Below are 26,619 nucleotides of genomic sequence, written 5' to 3'. Positions count from 1 at the left end.
ATCAACTACTATACTTATGTGTTTTGTTTTTGATATTGGCTGGGTGTTATTCCTGTAGTATTTTTAAATATTCTATTAAACGTAGATTTTGAATTAAAACCACAGTCTCCTCCTATCGACGATATGGTTTGTTTTTCATAAGCTTTGTCTACAAGTCTTTTTTTAACTTCTTCTACCCGAAAACAGTTTACATAATCATAAAAGTTTTTACCTATATAATCATTTAGTAACATGGAAAGATGATTAGAACTAATCTCTAGTTTTTCAGCTAAGCCGTTCAAACTCAATTCAGAATCTAAATACAATTGTTCTGTTTGCATTATATGCTGCAAAACTTCTATTAACTTCTTATTTTCAGCGTCCATCTCTTCTGTTATAGGTTTTGAGAACTTCTTTTCTACTACCTTTCCTGAATTATTCTTCCCTTGGTGATATTTAAACCTATTCATCATCAAGAAAACAAAAACAAAAAGTAATACTAGTACTAATCCTATGGCTATTTTAAAAGACCTGCCTTCCCATAAAGGCCCCTTTACTATAACATCCAAATAAATGGGATTGGTATTCCATACCCCCTCATTATTACAAGCTTTTAAATACAATCGATGTTTTCCGATAGGAATATTTGAATAGTTTGCATGTGGATTGTCTCCTGTCACTTTCTTCCATTCCTTATCAACACCTTCCATTTTGTACATATATTGATTTCGATAAGTAGAGGTATATGACAATGTTGTAAAGTACAAGCTAAATCTATTATAATCTAATGAAAGCCGAACTTCTGAGCCTGATTCTAAAGCCTCTGAAAGCACGACTTCTCCTCCTAATTTATCACCCTTTAAAACCTCCTTTTCATCTATTTTAAGCGAAGAAAAAAATGGTATAGAAACCGCTTTACTTTGCCTAAAATTCTTCGGATTGAAATAATTAATTCCAGCTGCGCCACCAAAATACAAATTGCCTTGCTGGTCTTTCCAATTTGCATTTTTTCTGAATTTCCCCTTTAAAACACCGTCATAAGTTGAATAATTAAAAAAAGTTTCTGAATCTGGATTAAACTTTGAAAGCCCTTTATTAGTAGATATCCATAAATTCCCAGATTCATCTTCTAGAATGGAATTTATTTCATTATCACCGAGTCCATTAGCTTCGGTATAACTCTTAAAAAAATAAGTTTGTTTTCCTGTAGAATCTTGTTTTTCCTGTAACAAATTCACCCCTCCAGAAGAAGTTCCAAACCAAATTCGATCCTTAGAATCTTGGTAAATCACAAAAACCTCATTACTACTTAAAGATTCAGCGTTTTTAGGATCGTGCTTGAAATTAATATATTGATTCTTTCCAGATATTGTATCAAGTAAAACCACTCCTCTTTTATTCATTCCTATCCATATTCTATGCTGGCGATCTTCCAAAATAGAATAAACAGCTTCAAACTTTATGTTATTCCCAACTTGATAAATATTCTCAAAACTATATTTTCCGTTTGGCTCTAAATGTAATACAGAAACACCCGAATTGGTTCCAAACCAAAGATTACCTAAATGATCTTCGGTTATTGAATTAACATTATTGGACACAATACTATTAACATCTTCTGGTATATTTATAAATTGCTGTAATCTATTATTTTCGTTTTCATAAAGGTATACACCTTTTCCTCCTGAACTTATCCATAATCGATTACTTGAATCTAAAAAAACAGCATTTATATACTGGTTATCAAAAGTACTTTTAAGGTGACCTTCAATTTTAAAATCTTTGTTATCGTTTTCAAATGAAATTTTATCTATCCCTGAACGTGTACCTACTAACAAATTTCCTTCATTATCTCCAGATAAAGACTGAACAAAACTACTGCGTAAACTATTGTCTTTATCGGGTATGTGAACAATACTATTAAATTTATGTTTAGAAAAATCGTAATAGTCAAGTCCTTCCTGAGTTCCTACCCATAGATTTTTTCCCTCATCAACAAATACATCATAAACATCATTACTACTTAAAGATGTTGATATTAAAGGATTGGCTTTTATTGCAGAAAACTCACCTGTTTCTCGATTATAACTAACCACACCTTGACCATAACTTCCAAAAAACAATGTTCCTTCTTTATTTTCTGTAATTGCATTTAAGGATTTAGATTCATAAACTTTTACAAACCTGTTACGCTCAGATTGAAACCTGTAGACATCATTGTCTAAAGTAATCCATACTTCACCTAAAGTATTCGTGTAAATGTTATCTAAGCTGTAGGCATTAAATCGCCCTATGTTGTAGACTTTTAAAATTGATTTTTGTTGACTATCATAGTAAAGTAACCCCTTATTCGTTCCAATCCAAAGTTTACCATTAATTCCTTTAGAAATGCATTGAATATTATAATCTTCTAATACTTTTTCTACTTTAAAAGTAGTAGTATTTACTATAAAATTATCTGATAATGTAGACAACCATACTGAAGTATCTCCATCGTAAAACAAATCTAAAATTTGTTTGTAACCAACAGCTTTCATTAAACTCTTAGGAGTTATTACATGCTGTGTTTTTGTATTAATAACACTAATTCCTGAAACAGTGCCTACCCATAATTTATCTTTTGAAGCGGTCATATCATAAATTCTATTATCTACAATCGACGCTTCATCATTGGAATTATGTTTAAATATTTTGAAATGGTAACCATCAAAACGATTTAAACCGTTTTGAGTTCCAAACCATAAAAATCCATCTGTATCCTTTACTATTTTCCGAACCTCATTATGAGAAATTCCTTCTACAGTGGTAAAATGCTCAAAGAGTTTATTTTGAGAAAAAATCCATATCGGTAAAAACACAAATATGAGTAAAAAACAAATCCTTTTCATTATCAATTTTAATTTGATGCAATATACAATTTGTAAAAAAGCAATTCATTTTTATTAAAAATAGATTTTATGATAGGTTTATCTGATTTTATACCTGTTCTTCAATAAGCCTACGTTCTTCTCGATAAGCAATACCCCAATCTGCTAAAATATCAATCACCGATTTTAATGATTTCCCTAAATCAGTGAGCGAATATTCAACTCCAACGGGCTTGGTATCTAGTATGGTACGCTCAATCATTTTGTTCATTTCCAATTCTTTCAATTCCCGACTCAGCATCTTACCTGAAATGCCTTCTACTTCATTAAGAATATCAGAATAGCGTTTATTACCGTAGCACAAACAAGCTATAATTGAAATTTTCCACTTCCCTCCTATTAAATACATAACGTCGTGTATGGCACGAATTTTATGAGAACAAGCGGCTTTTGATAAATTATTTTCCATGGAATGTTACTTGGTGACTATTATGTCACTATTACTTTATGTTACAAAGTTACTAATTGTCACCATTATAAAATAACTTTGCACAAAAAATTTGAATTATGGAATTATTAAAAGGATTACATTGGAGATATGCTGCTAAGAGAATGACTGGTGAAACGATTCCTCAGGATAAATTAGACTATATTCTTGAGGCTGCCAGATTAGCACCTTCTTCTTCGGGCTTACAACCTTATGAAATATTTGTCGTATCAAATCAGGAAACACTGGAAAAAATAAGACCTATCGCCTGGAATCAGGCTCAAATCACCGAGTGTTCTCATCTTTTAGTATTTGCTTCTTGGGATGGTTATTCTCATGAAAAAATCACTACCGTATTTAACGAGATGATGGATGCCAGAGAACTACCGCACAGCACTATGGATGATTACAAACAAACCCTTTGGGGATTATACGAGCCTCTAAGGGAAACCTGGCACCAGCAACATGCTGCAAAACAGGCTTACATTTCGTTTGCTATGGCAATTGCTGCGGCCGCTGAACAAAAGGTAGACGCAACGCCTATTGAAGGTTTTGAACCTGAAAAATTAGATGAAATTCTTGGTTTAAGAGAAAAAGGGTTAAAAAGTGCCGTGATTCTTGCTTTAGGGTATCGTGATGCTGAAAACGATTGGAACGTCAACCTAAAAAAATACCGAAAAGAAAAAGAAGAATTTATCCACGAGATAAAATAGAGGTTAATTAATGAAAGTAAGCGCCCGGCAATTTGTCGGGCGTTTTTTGATGGTATCTGGTACGGACTTTACCTGTTAATCACCACAATTTTCCTGGAAGTATTATTGATTTTTAAAACATATACACCTGTAGATAAGGTGGATGCAAAATGTATTTCTGATGTTTTAGTCGTTTCGTTATAAATGTGGCTTAAGTTTTGTAAAAACCTACCATTAATATCAAACAGTTGAAAGTTATCTGTTACTGTGGTGTTTGATACCGAAATGGCATTGGCAGATGTGCTTATCGGATTTGGATACACTTTCAAGTCGCCAGATAAATCTTCAACAGGTATTGCCGATCCCTCAAAATACCGTTTACCATAGCTAAAGGCTTTCTGTCCGATTTTAATCCCCATAAAACGTCCTGGAATATCATCGGCTGGTGGGTGGATACCGCCCCAGATTCTTGATAAACTACACTGATCGGAGGCATCCCGGTAGGTGGCCCATTGCAGCGTGACATCTACCGAAGGTCCTTCTTCAAACACTAAAAATTCATTCTTTTTAGCTATAAACTCTCCCATACCTCCCGGAAAATACTCATCACCGGTGAGTAAGGTCATCACCTCGGCAGCCGCTCTGGAATACGTGGAATGACCGGATACAAAACCTGCAAACGGTGGCGTTACAAACGTTGGACGCTGATAAGGCCACCAGGTTTCAGCCAGGATCCACCCCACGCCTGCTTCGTCTACTTGAGGGTCTACTATAAAATCGTGCCCCTTCCAGGCGTAGAGTTTTATTTTTCCAAGGTGTTCATTATTTATTCCCACTAAAGGGTCGCCTTCTTTTACAATCTCAATTAGTCCTTCCTGCAAATGGATACCGTCGGGGTTGTAATTGGGCTGACTCGTATCGGTACACTGACCAATTTCACACATATAGCGAATGGCTGAAATCGGCCTGATATAATCATACCAACCTTTCACGCCCCAGGCCGCAACAGCAGCGTCGTGCATCGCGCCACCCATGAGAAAATAGGCTTTTACATCCCACTCTAAATCGCTTAAGATATTACCTTCGCCTTCAAACTTTTTGGTAAACAGCTCATGATCGTTGACATAATTTAAAATGGTAAACCAATGTCCTGGTGGCGTTTCTGAATCTGGCCCATCGGCCCAGAATTCCGCCAGCACGCGTGTGTAATCGCCTCGTGGCACAAGTTGTTCTTGGTAAGGCTGCTGCGTTATTGGATTTCGAGAGCGACCTACACCAATATCGCCACCTTCAAATTCTTTGTAAAAGTTTTTGTAATCGGCATACTCAAGCGGTAAATGGTCTACCGGGACATTACCCATCGATTTTGGTGAGATATCCCACAACACACCATCATAGGGATCTAAATGCGAACTCCATTTCGAAACCATCGAAAAACACCATTTATAATCTTCGGAAGTACTTACTGGTGGTGCACCAGGGTCGTAATACACCTGATACTCATGGCCATCTCGTGAATAGGTGGTTTTATATGATTCTTCCATGGAAAACGGCTGCACGCTTCCCCACTCCGGACTTAAAAATCCTGGGGTAACACCACCGATTACATTCCCGCTCTGATCGATAAAATTATTAAAACTTAATGGTTGCCAACGGTCTGGATTAATCTCTGCAATACCCTCCGGATAAGTTAAACTTAAAGGCGCATTTACCGGTTGATAATACTGGTTCGCATACAAATTAATTTCATTAGAGCCATCCTGAAGCCCATAAGCAATCATCTCACTGGCAATAAAATTCCCTAAAGCTATAGGATTTCCAGTGGTATAATCTGTATCGGTAATGGAAATATCATAACCTAAACCAGCCATAAATTCATCTAAAATACGTTGTGACAAACTCGGATTTGGTGCATGAGCAAATCGTTCACTTAACAACCTGTAGGCCGCATAACTTATAGTTTTCTTTCGGGCTTCAATAAGGTTTTCGGTAGTTTTAAACCCTTCAAATGCACTTTGAAATCCATGTAAATTATTCCCAATTAAATAGGTTGAGGCTTTATCGTCGTATAATGCCCAGGAATCATACAGTACCACACTGGTATGAAACAGGTTTCGGGCATGAACCGTAGGACGCGCATAATCTTTTCGTATTAAAGACAATAACGTCTCATTCCATAAGCGGGCGATCGAATGCTCCTGGAAATTAACACTTTCATTTAATAACGTCACTGATAATTCTAGAGATTCACTTATACATTTTGCATTAAAGGCTGTTAAAAGGATAGTGCCTGTACTTTCCGTTCCCCACTTTACGATAATATTACCTTTACTTGGTGATTCTACAATCTCTCCTCCTGTTATTTGCCAATTTAAAGTTACATCTGAACTTACAGAAACACTATAAGATTCAATACTATTTTTGTGTGTTTTAATAACACCTGTAATGTTACCTATTTCTAAAAAACTGCAAAGTCCTGTGCTTATTGTAGCATTGGGGTTATAATTACACGAATTAGGATTGGTGCAACCATAAGGCTTTATACTAGGCTGAATATCGAGAATTTGATAACCATTACCCTCAGTAGCTTTAATAGTATTATCAGCCGGAATATTCGTATGAGTTTCTACCAATCCGGATGGCCAGGTAATTTTAAGTTCTATGATATTGGCATCAGTTCCTAAACCAAAATGCACCGGTTTTAAATGCTGTGATAAAAACCCTTTACCGGAATAATAACGATATAATGTTCCACTGGCTGTTGTTACAGATACGGTTGTTCCAATGGCATCCCGATTTGAGGTTGTTCCTTCTAGTTTCACTTTAAACCAATGTAAACTTTCTGCCGGTTGATTAACATCGGTTAGCTTATTTTCATATAAAAATGACGCTCCATCATTATTGGTTACAAAGATGTCTAAATCACCATCGTTATCATAATCAAAAACAGCTTCGGTAACACTAATAGCCTCTTCGTTAAGCTTGGTCTTTACCGAACTATTTGTAAAACCTTCTATACCGGTTTCCAATGTGTTTTCAAAATACACATTATGCCTATCTCCGGAATTCGGATAATCAAATCCATTTACTATAAAAAGATCTTCATCGCGATCTAAATCGAAATCAGAAAAAGAAACATCCCAGGCCCAGCCGCCATTATATATTTGAAATACTCTTGCTAAATCTTCATAGTTTCCTGTTGATGTTTTTTTAAATAGAGCATTATCCCCAATCGTCGTAACGTAAATGTCGAATTCGCCATCATTATTATAATCTCCAATCGTGATTCCCATGTCTCCTCGGGAGGTATCTAATCCATAAGCTGTAGCTTGCTCTGTAAAACCCGTGCCGTTATTATTTATAAATAGATCGTTAGGCCCCGGATTAAAATCGTTAGCCACATATAAATCCAGCCAGCCATCACCATTAAAATCGAATGGTATACTTTGATACGAATGCTTGCTACTGACGCCTTGGATAATACTACTGACATTTGAAAAAGTGCCATCGCCATTATTTTTATAAAGTCTATTTCCTTCACAATCGCTATCCCAGTCGGCTATAAAAATATCTAAAAAACCATCTTTATTATAATCAAACCAGGTGGCTCCTGTATTTATACAATCGTTATATTTCTTGAAGCCGGCCTCAACGGTAACCTCCTTAAATTTACCGTTAGTGTCATTATGAAATAATTGCATTTTATTGGTATGCGTCATAAATAAATCGGGATACCCATCATTATCATAATCACCCCAGAAGGCTCCAAATTTAAAACCTGTAAATGCTATTGAAGTTTCACCGGTTTCTCCTTCAGGAAATAAATTCTCTAATCCAGAATTAAGAGTAACATTTGTAAATGTACCATCGTTGTTATTACGAAATAGTTTACTCTGTGTAGATTCATCTCCAGCAAGGTCCTGTGCTCTCGCAACCACGAAGATATCTAAATCGCCATCGGCATCATAATCAGCTAAGGCTGCTCCATTGTTATTTTCCACAGAACCTAATCCTGCATAGGCCTCTATTCGGTCAAACGTTTGGGCATTAATTCGGAAGAAGCAACAAAAAACAAAACAAATACTTAAATAAAAAATAGATTTAGTAGTTAATCGTTTTTGTTCCTGAGCCTTTAATTTTAATGTCAATGTCTCCATTTTCTAAAAGCTTAATATTCTTAATTGGTGTTAATTGGCTTTTGGTCCATTTCTCTCCAGATCTTTTCCAAAGCATCAAGGTAATATAATTTTTCGACTTAAGTGTATTTGATACACTTTCAGTTTTTAAAACATTAACAACCTTACTATGTCTACTTTCAGGATGTAAACCTTCGGTGGAAACTACTTCGGTTTCATCCCATCCCATTACCGGAATCATAGCTAGTTGATAAATTCCGTTGTCTATTACAGTTGCCATTCGACCTTGAATCTGCCGTTTCGTTGTTGTTATGCCCTTACCTAAATCTGGTAATGCATAATGCCCCAATCGTAAAGAAGTTAGCTTACCGCTTACATTTCGATCCACTCTTAAAATACCATTGGTTAAAGGAATATCTGCCAAACTGAATTTTATATTTTTATCAGTTTCTAAAACTACATCTCGATAATACACACCATCTTCAAACTTTTTAAAATTATATAATCGGAAGGCTTCCCATTCATTATTTTTGTTTCTAACCACATAATTCATGGCCACTTCACCATGAGCTCCATCGGCTTGCCAGGGAAATGCGCTGTTATAAGACAGTCGGTTGTAATTTTCTGTAGAACGGAATTTCTGCCAATCGTCTTTCACTTTTTCATGGCACCAGGCACGTATTTCTGAAGCTCCAATATTTGAATAATCGGTAATTAATATTTCTGAGCCTTCCTGAAACTTATTGTAAACTTCATTTGACTTAAATGCTTCTTCCCAGGCACCGTTGTTTTCAGTCTCCGTCCAAAAAGGATTATCATCCGGTATCAACAGACCTAAAAAGGCTTTGCCCATCCAATACACACTACCTCGACAGCTGTAATTTTGTACTGCAGGCTCGAAAGCTCCATAAAAACCTAATGTGGGTACGCGATCTTTCATAAAATCAGGATGTGTAAAAAACTGTTTTATCACTCCTGAAGAAATACGACGCATCCAACCAAAATTGATGTCTTGCTTATCCTCTAATAAACCCATTAATGAAAATGGAATAATAGACCCTATGCGGTAACTAATACTTCTACCATACATAATCATTTTACCATCTTCACTAAACAGATATGGGTAATGATATTTTAAATCTTTAAAATTGCTGATAAATTTATCTGCTATTTCCGGATAATACTGCTTTCCAAAATATTCAGACCAAATCATACCGTACATTTGAAACGCCCACATGCTGTAATAATCGTAAGCCGGACTGTCATTATACCAGCCTTGACCACGGTAATGCGTTAATGATTTTTCTAAATATTCAACTAGTAAATTTTCATTTACCGGATACCCTTGTTCCTTAAAAAAACTCAATACAAAAATGTTGAAAAACTTCCAATTAGAATCTACTGTTGGTCCATCGCCGTAACTTATCATTGTATTGGCTAAGTCGTCCTTAGTTGATTGAGGTAAAGGTTCCCAGAGTACATCAGGACTAATAAACATGGATAATGCTAAGGCACCAAACTCCACCAAATTCTGACTTGGTCCTCCATTTTTTGATCTGGGTATAATATAAGATTCACTACTAGAATCGATTAATTTTTCTATTTGATATCGGTAATACTCAGCAACGTGAATGCCATTAATAACCAAATCTGGACTTTCCTTTAACAAAGGTGCCGCAACAAATAACGTTCTACAAAGCCCTTCAAGTTTTTCAGTAGGCACACGGCTTTCTTCATGAGGATAGCTTTTACCTGGTTGCTTAGGAAACTTCATTGAATCATCCAGATTATCTATATAACTAAACGCCCCCTCAAGCAAGAATAAAGCAGCATCTTTCCAATGCTGCTTAGTCATGCCTGTGTATGGACTTAATTCATAATCAGGATTTTTAATTTTAAAAACTTCAGTATTACTCTGTGAAAACAAACTCCAGTTCATGGTTATAAATAATACTACAAATACTATTTCCTTCTTAAAATTCATATAGATTTTTCTAATGTTTTACTATAAATTTCTTTATATAAGATTTTGAATTATTATTCAATTTCAAAATATACACCCCCTGAGCTAAATTAGAAACATCTAGAGTTCCCTCCAAACCATTTTTTATACTTCCATTGATTAATGGTCTGCCATTTAAATCGTAAACAGTTAAAGTAGTTTGTCTTGCTATAGCTGAAGATTTAATTTTTACATAAAGAACATCTCTTGCTGGTATTGGCCAAATAAGGACCTTGTCTTGCAATTTAACATCATCAACTGCAAGTGTTCCATCATGTAATGCTGATATTTGACTTGGTTCAAATGCATAATTGTATATCCTAAAATCATCTATATTACCATTAAGCAATGGGTCTGGCCACTGACTTCTTCCTATGTAGTTTAAAACTGGCTTAAAATGAATTGGTCTTGTGGTAATACTCGCTGATTCTGCCACAACTGTTCCGTTAACATATAAAGATGATTTAGAATCAGATAGCACTACAGCTACATGAACCCATTCTCCGGTTGGTAATGCTGATGCCGTTAAAATTTGTTCGGCACTTCCTGCTCGAATACCAAAATGTAATTGACCTCCACCTGAACTTGGGGTTAAAAACATATACTCTGATTGACTATTTCCAAAATCAAAAATACGCTGCCAGGAATTGCCTCCTTTCCAATACACCCAAGCTGCAATAGTTATCTCCTTATAATTGGCTACATTTGGTGACAATTGAAAAAAATTGCTCATCCCATTTAAAGAAAGAGCCTTTCCTCCGCTATGTCCATCAACGTAGTTTACAGTCTCAAAACTAGCACTATGGTTCAAATTAATTGAGCTGTCTTCTAAATTATCTTCAAACTTATACTGGGCGACAAGAGTATGGCTCCCTTTAGACATTGCTGAGATTTCATTAGAATAATTAACTGAACGATTTAAAGAATAATCTTTAGACTTTACAACATAATAATAAGTAATTCCACTTGTAGCCGTATTATCTACAAAAGAGGTTCCTGTAATATGCTGTGCAATGGTATTATAAGGTCCTCCTGAAGATTCTGATCTGTAAACAATATATTCTTCAACATCAGATTCAGGGCTTGCGGTCCAATTTAATTGAATAGATTCTGGATTTATACTGGCTTCTAAGTTAGCAGGAGCACTTGGAGCATCAAATTCTATTGGAGCATCAACAGGTAAAAAACGCCATTGCTGTCCTAAACTTCCGTTATATTCATATTGAATAACATTAGCTCCATCAAAATTGTTTTCTCCAGTTACAGAGAGACATAAAGCACTGTGCCTGCTTCTTATTAAAAACCATCCGTCATCTTGATACTCTAAATACCACTGCTGATTACCTCCTGAAGCATTGGTCCATAAGTGAATATTTCCTGCGTTATCAAGAGACCAGTTATTTACATCTAGTGTTTTATCTGGAGCATTAACTGGTGAAATAGAAAAATAACTAAAATCTCCTCCTATTCGAGAACTCACAGGAATAACGTCCCACTGCTGACTGGTCTGTCCCAAATATTCCTTGATTTGAACATTAGTTCCGTCTGTACTGCCAGCTCCATTAACATCTAGCACCTGACTAGTTTGATTTCTGTTTATAAGCTTATATCTGCCATTAATAATAGGCTGTATGTCATCTCCCCATGTAATGTTGATAACACGTTCCGCATTAGTTTGTCCTTGTTGATAGCCTGTCCCTCCTGGTAATTCTAAGACATAATCATGTTGCGGACCATACCCATCAAAAAAAACGGCCTGATTTTTAGACACATAACAATATTTAGTCGTTATAGCTTGTCGCTCTGAAGTCCCTCCAAAAGCCTGCACTTTACCATTGGGATGTCGGTAAACAGATGCTGAAGTCCAATTGGGACGATGCTCGGCATACCCTAAGCGAACTCCATTACTTGCTTTACAAAACTCTCCTCTTGCATACTCTGCCGTATACCACCAAATACCTGTTTGTAAACCGTATTCTACACCAACCATAGCTTCCATGACATTGTGTAACTCATCATTAGTTGCATGATTACCGTCAGCCCTTACCGCTGTATAAAAACTGGCATAGTTATCAAAACTACCTGCTAACTGATGTGTATTACCTTCATCTAATCTCGATTTCAAATAATCATACCAGTTCAAGGCTACATCAGGATTGAGTGTATTACCCCCTGAAACACGAATATTATCGAAATAACTGTTATTTTTAATAATGCCGCAAATGTTATAAAAATCCTGTAGGGTTCCTTGCCCTGTTTCTGTTAAATCCGGCTCATTAAATGGAGAAACAGTTACAATATTAAAGCCCTCAGATTCGTGCATTTTAGCTGTAACTTCAATTAATTTAGCCCAATTCGAGGCATTACCTTGAAAATAAGAATCAACACTGGGATGATCACTATTGAGTACAACATTTGCTCCCGAACCAATATGTTTTTTAATAATGTTTATTCTTAAGTTAGTATTAGTTAGAGCATCTCCTTGAAGTTCTTGATCATTTAACAATGGATTTGTAGGCATAAATGAAGAACGAATTACTCCAACATTTTCTTTATCCATAAAAGCAATACCTCTTCGAATATTTCCTTCTGAAAGCCAGGCTAAATCCAGCCCCCAAATTATAGGTTTCGATACACCCGTACCATTTACATCAAAAATAACCGACCTATCATAAATAGGTTGAGCCTTTAAATGATAGCTTGTACTTGCAATCTGAGCGACACTAATTTTTGATTTAAAAACACACAGTAACACAAAGATTAACAACAAATTACCTTTTTTCATTTTATTTAAGTTTAGTTTGTTTTTTTGAGCATCCTTCAGACACTTAAAATGGCTAATACAAATGTTTTAATTATTTGAAAAAGAGGTAGGTTATTAATTGTTATTTAATGGTGTACGTATTGTCCATAAACATATAAAATCAAAACCTTAAATTATTTGACTAAAACCTTAACAGTACTAACTTCTCCTAAACTATCAATTACCTTTACAATATATATACCTACTCTATAATAACCTAAATTAACGGTCTCGTTTACATTCATTTTACCTTGAGAAAGTAATTGACCTGAAATAGAGTACAGTTGATAATTTGCATTTACACGACTCGAATTTAAAGCGAATAAGGATTGATTAGAAGTATAAAACTTATAAACTCCAAGAGACTTTAAATTCTCATAATCCACATGTAATGTTTTGCTTTTCAAACTTTCCACTTCACTAGGATTTAATGCTCTATTATAAATTCTGAACTCATCAACTGTGGCATTTAAATAAGGATCGGGATATTGTGATTTACCAATGTAATTTTGAGTTGTATGTCCTAAGGAAGAAGGATTAAGGCTAAAATCTTCCTTTCTACCAACTTCAACGCCGTCTATATACATGATTCCTAGCGATCCTTCCATTGTAATCGCGACATGAGTCCAGGCCCCAACTACCGGGGATACTGAGGTATTAATTTGTTCTTCTGCTCCTCCATTTTTTATTGCAAAACGATATGTTCCTGTTCCCCCATTTTGTGGGGTTAAAAACATATTAACGTTTGAACCTGTTCCAAAATCAAATATTCGGGACCAATTTGAGGCAGCACCAAGTTGTACCCATACAGAAATAGTAAAATCGGTTAGATCCTGAATAATTCCATCCTCTATATCTACGTATGAAGATGATGAACCGTTCAACAAAATACCACTTCCTTCTTTTCCATCATTCCACCCTGCTGTTGCTAATAAGTTTGCTGAATGAATCCCCCATTGATCAAAAGGATTGGTTCCTGAATTTTCATTGAAATTGAAATAAGTATGCTGACCTAAATTTGGTGTTGATATCATAACTTCTGAATCGGGTGTCTGGCCTGCTTCATTAAAAGCCCTTACTTTATAATAGTACGTTGTCCCATTTACTACTGTTAAATCTGTATATTCAGGTACTTCAAAATTTGTTATTACAACAGATTCAAAAGGTCCCACCTGAGATTCTGATCTTAGAATTTCATATTGAGAATCTTCAATTACATCCCATTTCATTTTAACCTGAGCGTCTCCTGAGCCTACCAACACGTTTGTGATTTCATCAGGAGCTGTTAATGTCATAGTTTTTATCATTATTTCGGGTGATGAATCCGGACTTTCTCCCCCTGTATTAAAAGAAGATATTTTATAGTAATAAGTTGTTTCAGGCTCTAAGCCCGTATCTAAATAACTTAAATCTGTAACATATGCCGCTACTGTTTCAAAACTTCCTCCTGAGGTCGCAGATCTTTTTATATTGTATGCATCAGCATTAGTTACAGCAGACCAGTTTAAGCTAATTTTTTTAGCAGAAATGGCCTGACCTGACAAATCATCTGGAGCCTCTGCTATTGATTTTACAGTAAAAAAAGTATTTTGAGAAGTTTCTGTATTATCTTTCCCTATTACCCGTATGCGATACTCTGTTGTTTGGGCAGGCATAGGCTGAGGAGTTGTTTTAAGAATTGTATAATCGGTAGATTCATAAATAGTAACCCAGGAGAAGCCTGATTTTCTCTGAACAATGTATTTATTTACCAATTCACCATTGTTGCCATCCCAATTAATTGTAACACTCTGAAAATCCTCAGAAACAGTAAATGTTAAATTCTCTTTTAATGGATTCCATGTTGGTACGTATTCCGAACTAGGGTTAAAAGCTTTAGCTGAGGCATGATCTCGGTAATATACGCCTGCTGGCGTTAACACTTTCGTGTTCTCTCCGCAATCATCAACCCATGTAGAAATTACAGGAGCAGTTTTTAACCATTCATAATTCTGCCAATCAGGGTTATTTGACTTCCAGCAGTCATTAATTATCAATATCATAGCACGACAATCTTCTACCCAATTATAGATAGAATAACGCTCTACATAAGGTTTACTTTCTAGAATATTTAATATATACGTAATATCAGTTAATTGTTTTTGAACATTGGCATCAGTAGCTAGACGATTTCCACTAGGCCAGGCTTCATTAGTCCAGTTCGCTCCATTATTCCATTCTGTAATCCATATTGGACGGTGAAATGCATTCCATACATCATCTAAACGCCATGACCAATCTTGCTGATCTCTAGACCAATAAGAATGTATTGGAATAAAATCAACCCGAAGATTATTAGCTTCTGCTTCACCCATAAAGCCCCATAATCCATTATATGGATCAGAATACGCAGGCGCTCCTAGTCGTAATCCAGATTGCATATAATATTTCCAGTTAGCTATAACCGTTTCAAGAGAAATATTGGATTGATCTGGTCGATCTGGTTCATTGTAACCTAATACATGAGTAACATTCGGCTTACTTTCAATTTCACCAAAACTTGGCCAGTTTAAATTTTGTTTTATGGGCACATACTCTAATGTTGCGTTTCCTGCACCTCCTGCAGACCAATCATAACGCCAAGTTGCGTTCACTGCACTAACTTCGTCAGCAACCCAGCCGGCCCAGCCTTTTTTAGTTACAAAATCATTTAATGCCATAACTCTTATAAAAGAAACTGTTCCCTGCAAATAAGCAGGCATAGTCGCTACTTCCAAATCAGAGTCATCTGCTCTAAACACACGACTATAACCAGTACCATCAGAACTTGTCGCGAAAGTAGCCATATAACCTTGCCTTAACTTAAACGATTTAATGTTATTGTCAAATGTTCCTAAGTCCTTGTAAATAGTAAAAATTTCGTAAGACTGAGTATTTCCGCCATAATTTTCCTCTGTAAAAACATTTAAAGGTGATTGAGCAAGAAAAACAGAAGGAAATAATTGAAAGCAAACTATTAAAAGCAGGTATTTTTTTAACATCTAGTTATATTTTAATTGGATTTTGTTTATATAAGTGAATAAAACACACTTATAACGGTACACACAAATTTCGCTACAGCCTTAACAAAAAACAGGGTATAAAATGTTATTTAACAGGGTATAAAATGTCCAATCTTTAAATGCTGTGTCATAAGTGTACAATTATCCTTTATATTGCCTAAACCAACAAACTATCAATAAAAAAGACATTCTCGTGAAGTACTCATTCTTAAAATTTTTTAATTCGGTAATTATTTGTTTTCCATTTCTGTATTTCCTAAACTCTGGCGGGCAGACAAGTATTCTGGCACAATATAATTTTAACACAGTTCATGATTCATCAGGGGTGTTTAATGGCTCTCTGCAAAACGGGGCTGAATTAATTCCATACGGTACAAATTACGTTTTATCATTAGGTGATAATAATGGGTATTTTGACTTTGGATCCTCTTTTGGAACAATTATTAATCAACTAGATAACTTTAGTATATCTACAAATCTGTTTATTTCGAGTTCATATCCTCTTACAGGTTTAGGTAATTTCGTTTGGACCTTTGCCAATTCCACAAATATGGCTACTTCTCAAAATGGAAATATATTTTTCGGAGCTAATAATTCTCGCTATACCATATCACAAACCCATTGGACCGGCGAATCTTCTTTAGTTATTGATCAACCTTTAACAACTGGCCGATGGATAAATCTCACATATACCCAGCTTGATGGCGTTGGTAAAATATATATCAATGGAAATTTAGAAGCACAGGGCTCCATTCCTATCAATCCGGATTCAATTGGTTCTACAGCTTATAACTTTTTAGGACGTTCTTGCTATGTGGGAGACCAATTTTTAAAAACAGCTCTCTATGACAATTTTATCATATATAGTGGAGCTTTAAACCAGACGGAAGTAACCAGTCTTTCTGAGAATATTAAGCCATTAAACAATACATTAGATAATTTGCTGCTTACCGAAGCTTATGATAATTTATTAATTCCTGAAGCAGATAGTGTGCAATCCAATTTAGTTTTACCTAAACTATTGAATAATGGTATCACAGTAATTTGGCAGTCTTCAAACACCAATCTCATTTCTAGTACTGGTATTGTAACCCGTCCAGCAATTGGTTCTAATCAAGAAACACTAACGTTAACGGCAACCTTAACGCTAAACAATACATCTATTATAAAAGAATTCGCTATTACGGTTCTACCATCATATTCTGATGCTGAAAGTGTTCAAAAAGATCTAGAAGCTTTAACAATTATGGGGAATACAAACAACATCAGAGAACGTATAAGCCTTCCAATAAAAACCAAACAGGGATCCTTAGTAATTTGGAGTTCTGACGCACCTGATTATCTTAATAATATTGGTCAAATACAACAATTATCACCCTATGGTTCAGGTAAGAAACGTGTTATTTTAACCGCCACTTTAATAAAGGGAGAAGAAAAAGCCAGCAAAACTTTTGAAGTTTGGATCGCTGAAAAAGAGAATCGTTCAGCCTATTTATTTTCCTATTTCACTGGAAATGACACTAATGGGGAACAAATTCGTTTTGCGATTAGTAATGACGGCTATAATTATACCCCTTTAAATAATGGAAAACCAATTATAAATTCCGACACTATTTCCATTAAACAAGGTGTACGCGATCCACACATTCTTAGAGGCGAAGATGGCAACACCTTTTATATGGTAGTTACCGACATGAAATCCAGTGAAGGTTGGAATAGTAATAGAGGTATTGTTTTACTGAAATCAAACGATTTAATAAACTGGACACATTCCACAGTTAATTTCCCTACAAAGTGGCCTGACGAATGGAGCAATGTACTACGTGTTTGGGCACCCCAGACTATTTATGATCCTGAAGCTGAAAAATATATGGTATACTTTTCATTATGGACTAATGACGCAACAAGTCCTTACGACAGAATATACTACTGTTACGCAAATGATGATTTTACAGATTTAATTGGAACACCTAAGCTACTTTTCGATCGTGGCACTTCTTCTATTGATGGTGACATTGTTTTTAATGAAGAAGACCAATTGTATTATATGTTTTTTAAAAATGAAGCCCTAGGTGGTATAAGTCAGGTAACCTCATCTTCACTTACTGCAACAAATGGTCAGGAACCGGGTTCGCAATGGAGTATACCTTCTCCCTCATTACAACAAACCAACAAAGCTGTTGAAGGTTCAGGTGTTTTTAGATTAATTGATTCCAATAACTGGATACTCATGTACGATTGCTATACTAGTGGACATTATCAATACTGCAGCTCATCGAACCTCAAAGATTTTAGGTTTGTACAAGATAATTATAATATAAATGCCAGACATGGTACAACCATTTCAATCTCTAATGAGGAGGCTGCTAGGTTAGTAGAAAAATGGCCCAGTTCAGCATTAACACCTACTCCTGAAGGTGCCAGAAATAAAAGCATTAAGGAGAATGGTTTCTATTTAGATAACAATCTTAAAACATTAAAATTAGGCGTTAAGTTTGGTACAAATCTTTCTGGCTTCAACCCTGAACTGTACGCCTCACCTGGTACCCAAATTTTACCTGAAGGCCCTCAGGACTTTAGCAATGGTGCTGTAAATTACCTGTTCAGCCAAAATGGAACTACAACTACCTATTCAGTTTCAGCAGACATAGAAGTTAATCCGGTAATCTCAAGCTTTCACGCTGACCCCGAAATATTATTTTCTGAAAAAACAGGACGATTTTACATATATCCAACCAACGATGGCGCTCCTGGCTGGGGGAGTCATACTTTTAATGTGTTTTCTTCTCCAGATTTAGTGAACTGGACCAATGAAGGAGAAATACTTGACTTAAAGAGCAACCAGGTACCTTGGGCATCAGGAAATGCATGGGCTCCTGCCATTATTGAGAAGAAAATAAATAATAACTATCAATACTTCTATTATTTTAGTGGTAATGCGGGTACAAAACAAATAGGAGTGGCTGTCGCAGAAGACCCATTAGGACCTTTTATTGATTCCGGAACACCATTAATATCTGCATTACCTTCAGGTGTAAATAGTGGACAACTAATAGATGGTGACGTTTTTGAAGATCCTGTTTCTGGAAAAAATTATTTCTACTATGGAAATGGTTTTATGGCTGTTGCCGAACTTAATGAGGATATGATGTCTATCAAGCCAAATTCCTCTCAAGTTATAACTCCTGTAGGAGGCAATCTGACCACTTATGCATATCGTGAAGGCGCCTATGTATTTTATAGAGAAGGCTTGTATTATTTTTTATGGTCTGTTGATGATACCGGCTCTGCTAACTATCATGTGGCTTATGGCACATCAACCTCTCCCCTTGGTCCAATCACAGTTGCTGAACAACCAATTGTTATAAGACAGGATGCCTCAAACCGTATTTACGGTACAGGTCATAATTCAATCCTTCAAATTCCTGATAGAGACGAATGGTATATTGTTTATCATCGTATTAATGCCGACTATCTAAATACAGATCCTGGTATTCATAGAGAAATTTGTATTGACCGTCTTTATTTTAATGAAGATGGTAGTATAAATGAAGTATCTCCAACTCGTAGGGGCATCGATCCTGTAATTTTGGATCATGTTAAAAACGCCTTAAGCACAGAAAAAGTTGAAAATGTGAATAATTTTAAACTTGCTGAACGAAGAATTTATAATCTTGCAGGACAATATTTAGGAAACGATTTTTCAAATTTAAAAAATGGACTCTACATTATTAAAGATATCTATAGTAATGGTACTGTCAAGACAAGAAAAATTTTCAAACAAATAAAGGACTAATAGTTCATTAAAAATAGTATTACATTGTAATCAAACCATAATTCACTAAAAAAGAGAAATACTCCATAAAATTCAAGGACAAAAACATTTTGGACATTTAATAACCGTTATTTAGCTGATTTATACCCCAGTAATCAGAGAGTTCTCGATTAATTTTAGACAATAAATGTCGAGAATACATTTATTACCAACAATAAACTAAATATTAATTTTAAACTAAATTCAAAATGAAAAAAATTACTAGATCTTTTTTAGTAGTAATGCTTTTATTACTAGGCATTACATTCCATGCTAATGCACAATGCTACTCTCCTACATATTCTGGAGGCACTAACCAAGTTGCAAACCCTTCGTTTGATGGAGATTTTGCTTCTCAAACAGGATGGACCAAAGGCTGGACAAATTTTGACCCAAAATCTACCGAAAACTCTTGTATCGATGATACTACCGGTAGTTTATATTTAAAAGGCAACTGTTACCCTAATGGAGGGGTATTAGAGTATAACTCAGGTATACCTATAGTAGCTGGACACAGATATCGTATTATCGCCTCGATTAAAAATGAAACAGCAGCTAGCAATGCTTTCAATTTTCACTTACCCTCTAATATTTGGGATTTAGCTGACACCAACAATCATTCATCTGCGACTTATCTTGTTGGCATCCCACAAACTACAGGCTGGACTACATTCGACCAAACTATTATGGCCGGTTCTAATGCTTCAGGAAATGTACAGTTTCTATTTATGTCTTGTGACGGTTTTGTAAATTCCGCAGAAACTGATTTTATATACTTAGATAATTTAGAGATATATGATATAGATGCCAGTTTGCCAACCATTACCGTTTCTAAGTCTAAATTATCATTTAATGAATCTAACACACAACTGACTTTTGAGGTTACAGGTAATAATTTAAATCAAAACATCACCTTAACACCTCCAACCGGCATTACTTTAGACGTTACAACCATTTCGTATGCTACGGCATCAACACCCACAACTATAACTGCAACTTGGGATACCAATGCAAACATCATTAATCAAAATATCAATATTACCTCAGATAGTACATCAAAACTAGTTAATATAATTGCATCAATAGATTCAGGATGTTTCACCCCTTTAAATGCAACCCTAAATTTAATTTCAGATCCTACAATGATGGATAGATCTAATTATGGGGGTTGGGGAAATGTTGCTGTTGCTATTAATCAAGATGGCGCTTGCGGAGCGACTTCTGCTCTAATGACAGTAACGAGTACTGGAAAATATGGCGATGGCGGCGCTGCTTTCGACATCAACAACATCACATATGAACCTAATACCCAATATGGTATACAATTCAAAATTAAAACTGTAGGAGGTTACGTTGCATTAAAACTAATTGATGGAGACGCTACCTTTGATGACAACAGTAGTAATTTATTAGAAATCAATACTTCTGATACTTGGGTAACCGGTTCATACCAATTTACTACAGGTGCCAATGTTGGCAATTTAGCGATTACTTTTAATAGTGCAGATCTTGTAACGAACACTACTTTTGCAACAGAAGTACATCTAGATAATCTTGAATTATATAATATGTCTACGTTAAGCACCAATACTCCTGGTAAAAATAATTTATCATTTAAAGTGTCCCCAAACCCTGTTACTGATATTTTAAATATAAATACTAACTTAAAAATATCTAAAGTAACAGTTTACGATTTACTTGGAAGAACGGTTATTCCTAATATTACACTTGGAGACTCTAAATCTATTGATGTATCTTCATTAAACAGCGGAACTTATATATTAAGAGCTACAATAGAAGGTAAAACTCAAGTCATTAAGTTTATAAAATAATAAAAGCTTCAACAAGTTATTTTAAAGGTCGATATATTCTAAATATCGACCTTTATTTTTTTTACAGAACTATTTGCTTCATACTCATTTAGAAGTTCTCTATTAAGATGGATACTTCCTTAATCTTTTTTAGGTATGAAAGGTGAAAATATCTAAATCCACATTCGGATTCTTTTCTAAGGAATATAAGGTTTTATTACCTTGAGTTTATTACCGGTTAAATCCACTTCAAATAAATGTGGAATTCGTACCGTTCTGTCATTAACTTTTTTATGGCTATGTACAGACAATAAAGTCTTCCCGTTGAAACTTTTGAATAACATGCCATGTCCAAAATTTGATGGTGTTATGGGATCTGTTTCCTGAAGCCATGGTCCGTCTAGAGTTCCGCTTTCAGAATAGGCCACACCTTGGGTATAGACATCGTAAATCCAGCTCGTCCAAATCATTCCCAAACGACCTGTTCCCGTTTTAAATAAATAAGGACCATCGGTAACTTTATTCGGCTTGTCGTTACCGTGTTCATCTTTTTCGCGACTCCAAGGCGAATCGCTGGCTTTAAATAATAATTGCCCTTCTCCAATTGAACCACTTAAATCTGGTTTTAATTCAATTTTCTCCATAGTTCCATTACCATTTTGTAACCATTCGTAACAATACACCATATAAGGTTTTCCAACGCTGTCTACCCAAAACGTTCCGTCTAAAGTCGGTTTATCAGCTGGCAAATAGGTTTCATCTTCCATGGGCAGATAAGGTCCTTCAGGTTTATTACTAACTAAAACATGACTTGCTCGACGTTCAATTACATTTCCACCTACGGTATCAATTTTCACATCGCGATTGGTAAACGTGGCGAAATAATAGTATTTATTCTTATACTCATGCAGTTCTGCTGCCCAAATCATGGGATTAGGTCCCATCCAGGAATTTGGATTCGTTTTTGCTACATGAAAAGGCCCATCCCAAAATTTTAAATCCTTACTCTTCCACAACATCCCCCCTGTTCCTGTCATAAAGTAGGTTTTAGAAGCTTTATCAGCTAAAATAGCAGGGTCACTTAATCGTATGGAATCTAAAGGTATATTATACCTGACTTTTCTTTGGGCATAACTATTTAAAACTATAAAAAGACCTGCTACCATAAAGGTAAAACCAGTCTTGTTTAAATTCAATTTTTGAAACATGTCTTACTTGGTTTTTGGTGAAATACGATACAACCCGGCTCCATGGTAATTAATCGTAGGTACAAAATCTAAACCGGAATAAGTTCCTAAATCTTTATGATTCCATAGATCTCTGATGTTACACTCCCCCGAAAACCCTAGCGCTTCCAAATCAATAGGAATGGCTGTTGGTTCTTCATGCATAATTTTAGGATCTTCAGTTGAAATCATAAACTCTACCGTCGATCCTGCCTTAGTACTGGTTCCTACAATATCCAAACCTCCAAAAGCCGTAAATCGTATACTGTTTTCTGGCAATTTATAATGAATAATAGACTGCGAATGGGTCCCTATACCGTTGTCGTAAACGGTCCCCTTTACATTAAGCTCACCGCCAGATATACTTTTATCGAGACCTATTGTTCCCCATCCAGCAAAGGCTTCTTCCCAAGATAAGTCGGTTAATTTAACTTGATTTCCATGTTCTAAATGAACAATTGGGTTAATCCAGTTGGCATGATCGTATGTGTAACCATCGCCACCATCATTAACGATTAAATATAAATCTGTACTCCCTTTTGGTAACTCAACATCAATATATTCACCAAAACCATCAGTTAAATGAGATACCGTTCCACTTCGGTATAATAAGTTCTTTGTAGATACAAAACCGTCTCCTGAACTGTTAAAAAGAGCAACAAACTTATCGTCACTTTCAGGATTATCAGCCGTCCAGCCTATAAGATCATTCTCATTAAACCATTCTTTATTATTTATCGATTTACTGTGTACCTCAAGGACTTCTTTGTTGGTTAACAACATATTGGTAAAGGCATCATTATCCGGCAAATTACCTCCAAACATTAAAGGCGATTTAAACATGGTCCAAAGTGTCATTAAGGTATATTGTTCATCTTTTGTAAACTTGGTGTAACGATTGGTAGCACGTTCGCCTCGAATAAATTTTCCCAAAGGCAACATATCAGCATCTGGCCAGGCACCTTGCGAAATATAAGGAGCCCATTCGGCACACTTTTCAAAGGAATAGTTTAATTGTGACCAGTTATCCCAGAAATCATCAATAGTACGCCACATGTTAGCATGGGCTGTTGCATGAGCATGCTCGTTAATTGGTGTTGCTCCCGGAGACATGCTTAATACAATAGGTCTTCCGGTTTGATCAATTGCTTTTCGTATCATTTCAATCTCATCAGAATGATACGGACGTGATAAATCGTCTACTTTAATAAAATCCAGCCCCCAGGAAGCATATAAATCGAAAATAGAATTATAGTATTCCTGCCCTCCCGATTTATCCTTTTCTATAGTATAGTTATCCTGAAGCCAGGTACATTCATATTCTGTGGAATAAATTTGATCTGCTGTAATATCGGTACCTTTTATAGGTAATTTATTGAATACGGCTTCCTTTGGAACGCCACGCATAATGTGTATTCCAAATTTCAATCCTAAACTATGAATATAATCGGCAAGAGGTTTAAATCCCGCTCCGTTTACAGAAGAAGGGAAGCGCTTTGGAGACGGCATATACCGTCCATATGCATCAATAATGAAATCGGTTTCATCATATTTATTATAGTGTCCTGATGTTTGATTATCTGCGTACCAACGAATATCGACAACTACATATTCCCAACCATACTCTTTAAGATACTTAGCCATATAATCAGCATTGGCTCTCACCTCTGCTTCAACGACCGAAGGCCCGAAACAATCCCAGCTGTTCCAACCCATTGGGGGCGTTTTTGCCCAGTCTTTAAAATTTGTTTTCTCCTGTTTCTCGTCACTCCCGCATGCGACTAGGAGCATCACTATGGTAAATACTTTAAATAGGTTAATTAATTTCATTTTGGTTGTTTAGTTTATGCTTTTAGTTACTAACCCCTTTTGTAGTCATCACTATAGGCTTAATTGTACCATCTTCATTATACTCCAGTTTATCGATACAAACCGAACGACTATAACTACCGCCATCAGTTTGAATGCCTCCATTATGATAGATAAAATACGATTCTCCCTTAAAATCAATAATGGCTTGGTGATTCGTATTAGAGTTTCCTGCTATTTCATTTAAAATACCTTTGTATTCATAAGGACCTTCAAGACTGTCTGACATGGCATAAGCTATTCTCTCTGGAAAACCCGTGGCATAGGTTAAATAGTACTTCCCTTTTCGTTTATGAACCCATGGGGCTTCAGTAAACTCAAATCCTTCAAAATTAACTTGTTTTATGTCTCCTTCAATCTCAATCATATTATCTTTCAGCCTGGCATAATAACATTGACCATTGCCCCAGAATATCCAGGGGTGATTCTCGTCATCAATAAAAATAGCAGGATCAATACAGGCCCAGGAGTGCGTGGAAGCAAAACAATCGTTGTTAGTTAATAAAGGTTTCCCTAAAGCATCTTTAAACGGACCTTCCGGCTTGTCTGCAACAGCTACACCAATTCCTGTCCAGTTGGTACTGATATACCAATAATATTTCCCGTTTCTTTCTGCCACATGACCCGCATAAGCATCACCACTTGTAGTCCATGAAAAATCTGTTATTTTTAAAGGTATTTGGTGCTCCATCCAGGTTTCCATATCGGTGGTAGAAAACACACACCAGTCTTTCATCTTGTACCCTTTTTGACCACCTTCAAAGTCATGACCGGTATACAACCACAAGGTGTTTTTCACAACCAAAGCCGCTGGATCTGCTGTATATTTATGGGTGAAAATCGGGTTTCCTTGATTTATATATTGCTTTGGATTTTCGTTAATATCTCCCCATTTATTTTTAAGTCTTTCTAACTCGTTAGCGGTTATTCCAATCACACTTCCATGCCTCGGATGAAAATCTTTGGTAAACGATTCTGGTTCTTGAGTAAAATGATATAAATCTTTGCTTCGTTGAAACTCATAGCGTCCACTGGAATACAGGTCGTACATTAAAATATACGCATCAGAATCATTCAATTTAAATACAGAAGAGCCTTCTACAGTTGTTTTTTTATCGGCATAAAAATCAATATACTCAAAGCTTTCTGTCCATGGCCCTTGCAAGGATGTACTGGTTGCTTGTTTAATACCATTTTCAAATTCCTTTCCGTCTTTATCTTTGGTGTTTCCTTTATAAAACAAATGATAAATACCATCTTTATAAATAATATCCCCATCAATAGCGCCGTCTTTCGCACTAAACATTAATGTTGGATCAGATTCAAATCCGGTAAAATCTTTATTGGCAAAAGCACTATAAAAATCCAGCTTATCATCATCTCTAAACTTTACTGTGAAATAAATTAAATACTTCTTAGCCTTTGCATCATAAATAGTTTGTGGAGCCCAAACCCAATAAGCCTGAGCGAATTTTTCAGGATAATCTTTTGATAAATTAATGGTGCTGTGTTGCCAATCTACTAAGTTATCAGATTTAAGCAAAACAATTCCTGGGTTTTCTTTCCAACCGTTTGACGCAGTAGACATATCGGTAGCAACAATAAAATAAGTGTTTCCTTTTTCTCCTCTTAAAATATGTGGATCCCTAATACCTCCCGATTGCGAAATAACATCCGAATTTAAAATAGGCTTATTATTATTCAAGGCCTTCCAGGTTATAGCATCATCACTTATTGCAAAACGCAACTGTTCTTCACTTTTTCTGTGCTCTGCTGCTCCCTCAAAATAAGCAAACAAATAAGCTTTCAAGGTATTGCTTTGAGCATTTAAAAAAGATGTACTAAAAACTAAGGCAATTAATGTTTTTAATTTTAAAATGTTCATTCTCCCT

General features: G+C 35.7%; 12 protein-coding genes. 3 read left to right on the top strand and 9 right to left on the bottom strand.

Annotated elements, in window-relative coordinates; translation table 11 throughout:
• Nucleotides 1-14: 14 nt before the first annotated feature.
• A complete protein-coding gene (locus tag ICJ84_RS05345; RefSeq protein ID WP_188215300.1) occupies nucleotides 15-2,867 on the bottom strand; it encodes a two-component regulator propeller domain-containing protein in 2,853 nt (950 codons plus the stop codon).
• An 88-nt stretch (nucleotides 2,868-2,955) separates the two neighbouring features.
• Nucleotides 2,956-3,315, bottom strand: a complete 360-nt coding sequence (locus ICJ84_RS05340) for a winged helix-turn-helix transcriptional regulator (protein WP_188215299.1) — start codon at nucleotides 3,313-3,315, stop codon at nucleotides 2,956-2,958.
• Nucleotides 3,316-3,413: 98 nt separating this feature from the next.
• Here ICJ84_RS05340 and ICJ84_RS05335 point away from each other — a divergent pair, with 98 nt between their 5' ends.
• Nucleotides 3,414-4,046, top strand: a complete 633-nt coding sequence (locus ICJ84_RS05335) for an NAD(P)H-dependent oxidoreductase (protein ID WP_188215298.1) — start codon at nucleotides 3,414-3,416, stop codon at nucleotides 4,044-4,046.
• A gap of 68 nt (nucleotides 4,047-4,114) precedes the next feature.
• Here the strand turns inward: ICJ84_RS05335 and ICJ84_RS05330 are convergent, their stop codons facing one another.
• The 4 genes from ICJ84_RS05330 to ICJ84_RS05315 all read right to left on the bottom strand — a co-directional run bounded on the left by ICJ84_RS05330 (nucleotide 4,115) and on the right by ICJ84_RS05315 (nucleotide 15,986).
• Nucleotides 4,115-8,182 (bottom strand): FG-GAP-like repeat-containing protein, encoded by a 4,068-nt coding sequence (locus tag ICJ84_RS05330; protein ID WP_188215297.1) that lies wholly within the window; start codon nucleotides 8,180-8,182, stop codon nucleotides 4,115-4,117.
• Nucleotides 8,127-10,145 carry a DUF2264 domain-containing protein gene (locus ICJ84_RS05325; RefSeq protein ID WP_188215296.1) on the bottom strand — a complete coding sequence of 673 codons (2,019 nt, stop codon included), beginning with the start codon at nucleotides 10,143-10,145 and terminating at the stop codon, nucleotides 8,127-8,129. The genes ICJ84_RS05330 and ICJ84_RS05325 overlap by 56 nt, the downstream gene beginning before the upstream one ends.
• Before the next feature lie 10 nt (nucleotides 10,146-10,155).
• Nucleotides 10,156-12,948, bottom strand: a complete 2,793-nt coding sequence (locus tag ICJ84_RS05320; protein ID WP_188215295.1) for a LamG-like jellyroll fold domain-containing protein — start codon at nucleotides 12,946-12,948, stop codon at nucleotides 10,156-10,158.
• Nucleotides 12,949-13,100: 152 nt separating this feature from the next.
• Nucleotides 13,101-15,986 (bottom strand): LamG-like jellyroll fold domain-containing protein, encoded by a 2,886-nt coding sequence (locus ICJ84_RS05315; RefSeq protein ID WP_188215294.1) that lies wholly within the window; start codon nucleotides 15,984-15,986, stop codon nucleotides 13,101-13,103.
• Nucleotides 15,987-16,200: 214 nt separating this feature from the next.
• On the opposite strand from ICJ84_RS05315, the gene ICJ84_RS05310 reads away from it, so the two are divergent.
• The gene (locus ICJ84_RS05310) at nucleotides 16,201-19,803 is read left to right on the top strand and encodes a family 43 glycosylhydrolase (RefSeq protein WP_188215293.1); all 3,603 of its coding nucleotides are present in this window, start codon (nucleotides 16,201-16,203) and stop codon (nucleotides 19,801-19,803) included.
• 227 nt (nucleotides 19,804-20,030) lie between these two features.
• Nucleotides 20,031-21,653, top strand: coding sequence for a T9SS type A sorting domain-containing protein (locus tag ICJ84_RS05305; protein ID WP_188215292.1), 1,623 nt, complete (start codon nucleotides 20,031-20,033; stop codon nucleotides 21,651-21,653).
• 176 nt (nucleotides 21,654-21,829) lie between these two features.
• Here ICJ84_RS05305 and ICJ84_RS05300 read toward each other — a convergent pair whose 3' ends face one another.
• The 3 genes from ICJ84_RS05300 to ICJ84_RS05290 are packed head-to-tail and all read right to left on the bottom strand — an operon-like array spanning nucleotide 21,830 to nucleotide 26,612.
• A complete protein-coding gene (locus ICJ84_RS05300; protein ID WP_241748690.1) occupies nucleotides 21,830-22,840 on the bottom strand; it encodes a glycoside hydrolase family 43 protein in 1,011 nt (336 codons plus the stop codon).
• Nucleotides 22,841-22,843: 3 nt separating this feature from the next.
• Nucleotides 22,844-24,688: an NPCBM/NEW2 domain-containing protein gene (locus ICJ84_RS05295; protein WP_188215291.1), complete on the bottom strand. Its 1,845-nt coding sequence runs from the start codon at nucleotides 24,686-24,688 to the stop codon at nucleotides 22,844-22,846.
• A 22-nt stretch (nucleotides 24,689-24,710) separates the two neighbouring features.
• Nucleotides 24,711-26,612: a family 43 glycosylhydrolase gene (locus ICJ84_RS05290; RefSeq protein ID WP_188215290.1), complete on the bottom strand. Its 1,902-nt coding sequence runs from the start codon at nucleotides 26,610-26,612 to the stop codon at nucleotides 24,711-24,713.
• Nucleotides 26,613-26,619 lie beyond the last annotated feature (7 nt).

This window comes from Aestuariibaculum suncheonense (assembly GCF_014596935.1).
Lineage (GTDB): Bacteria > Bacteroidota > Bacteroidia > Flavobacteriales > Flavobacteriaceae > Aestuariibaculum > Aestuariibaculum suncheonense.
The sequence above is the reverse complement of the archived record's forward strand: the minus strand, read 5'-3'. Positions and strand labels throughout refer to the sequence as shown.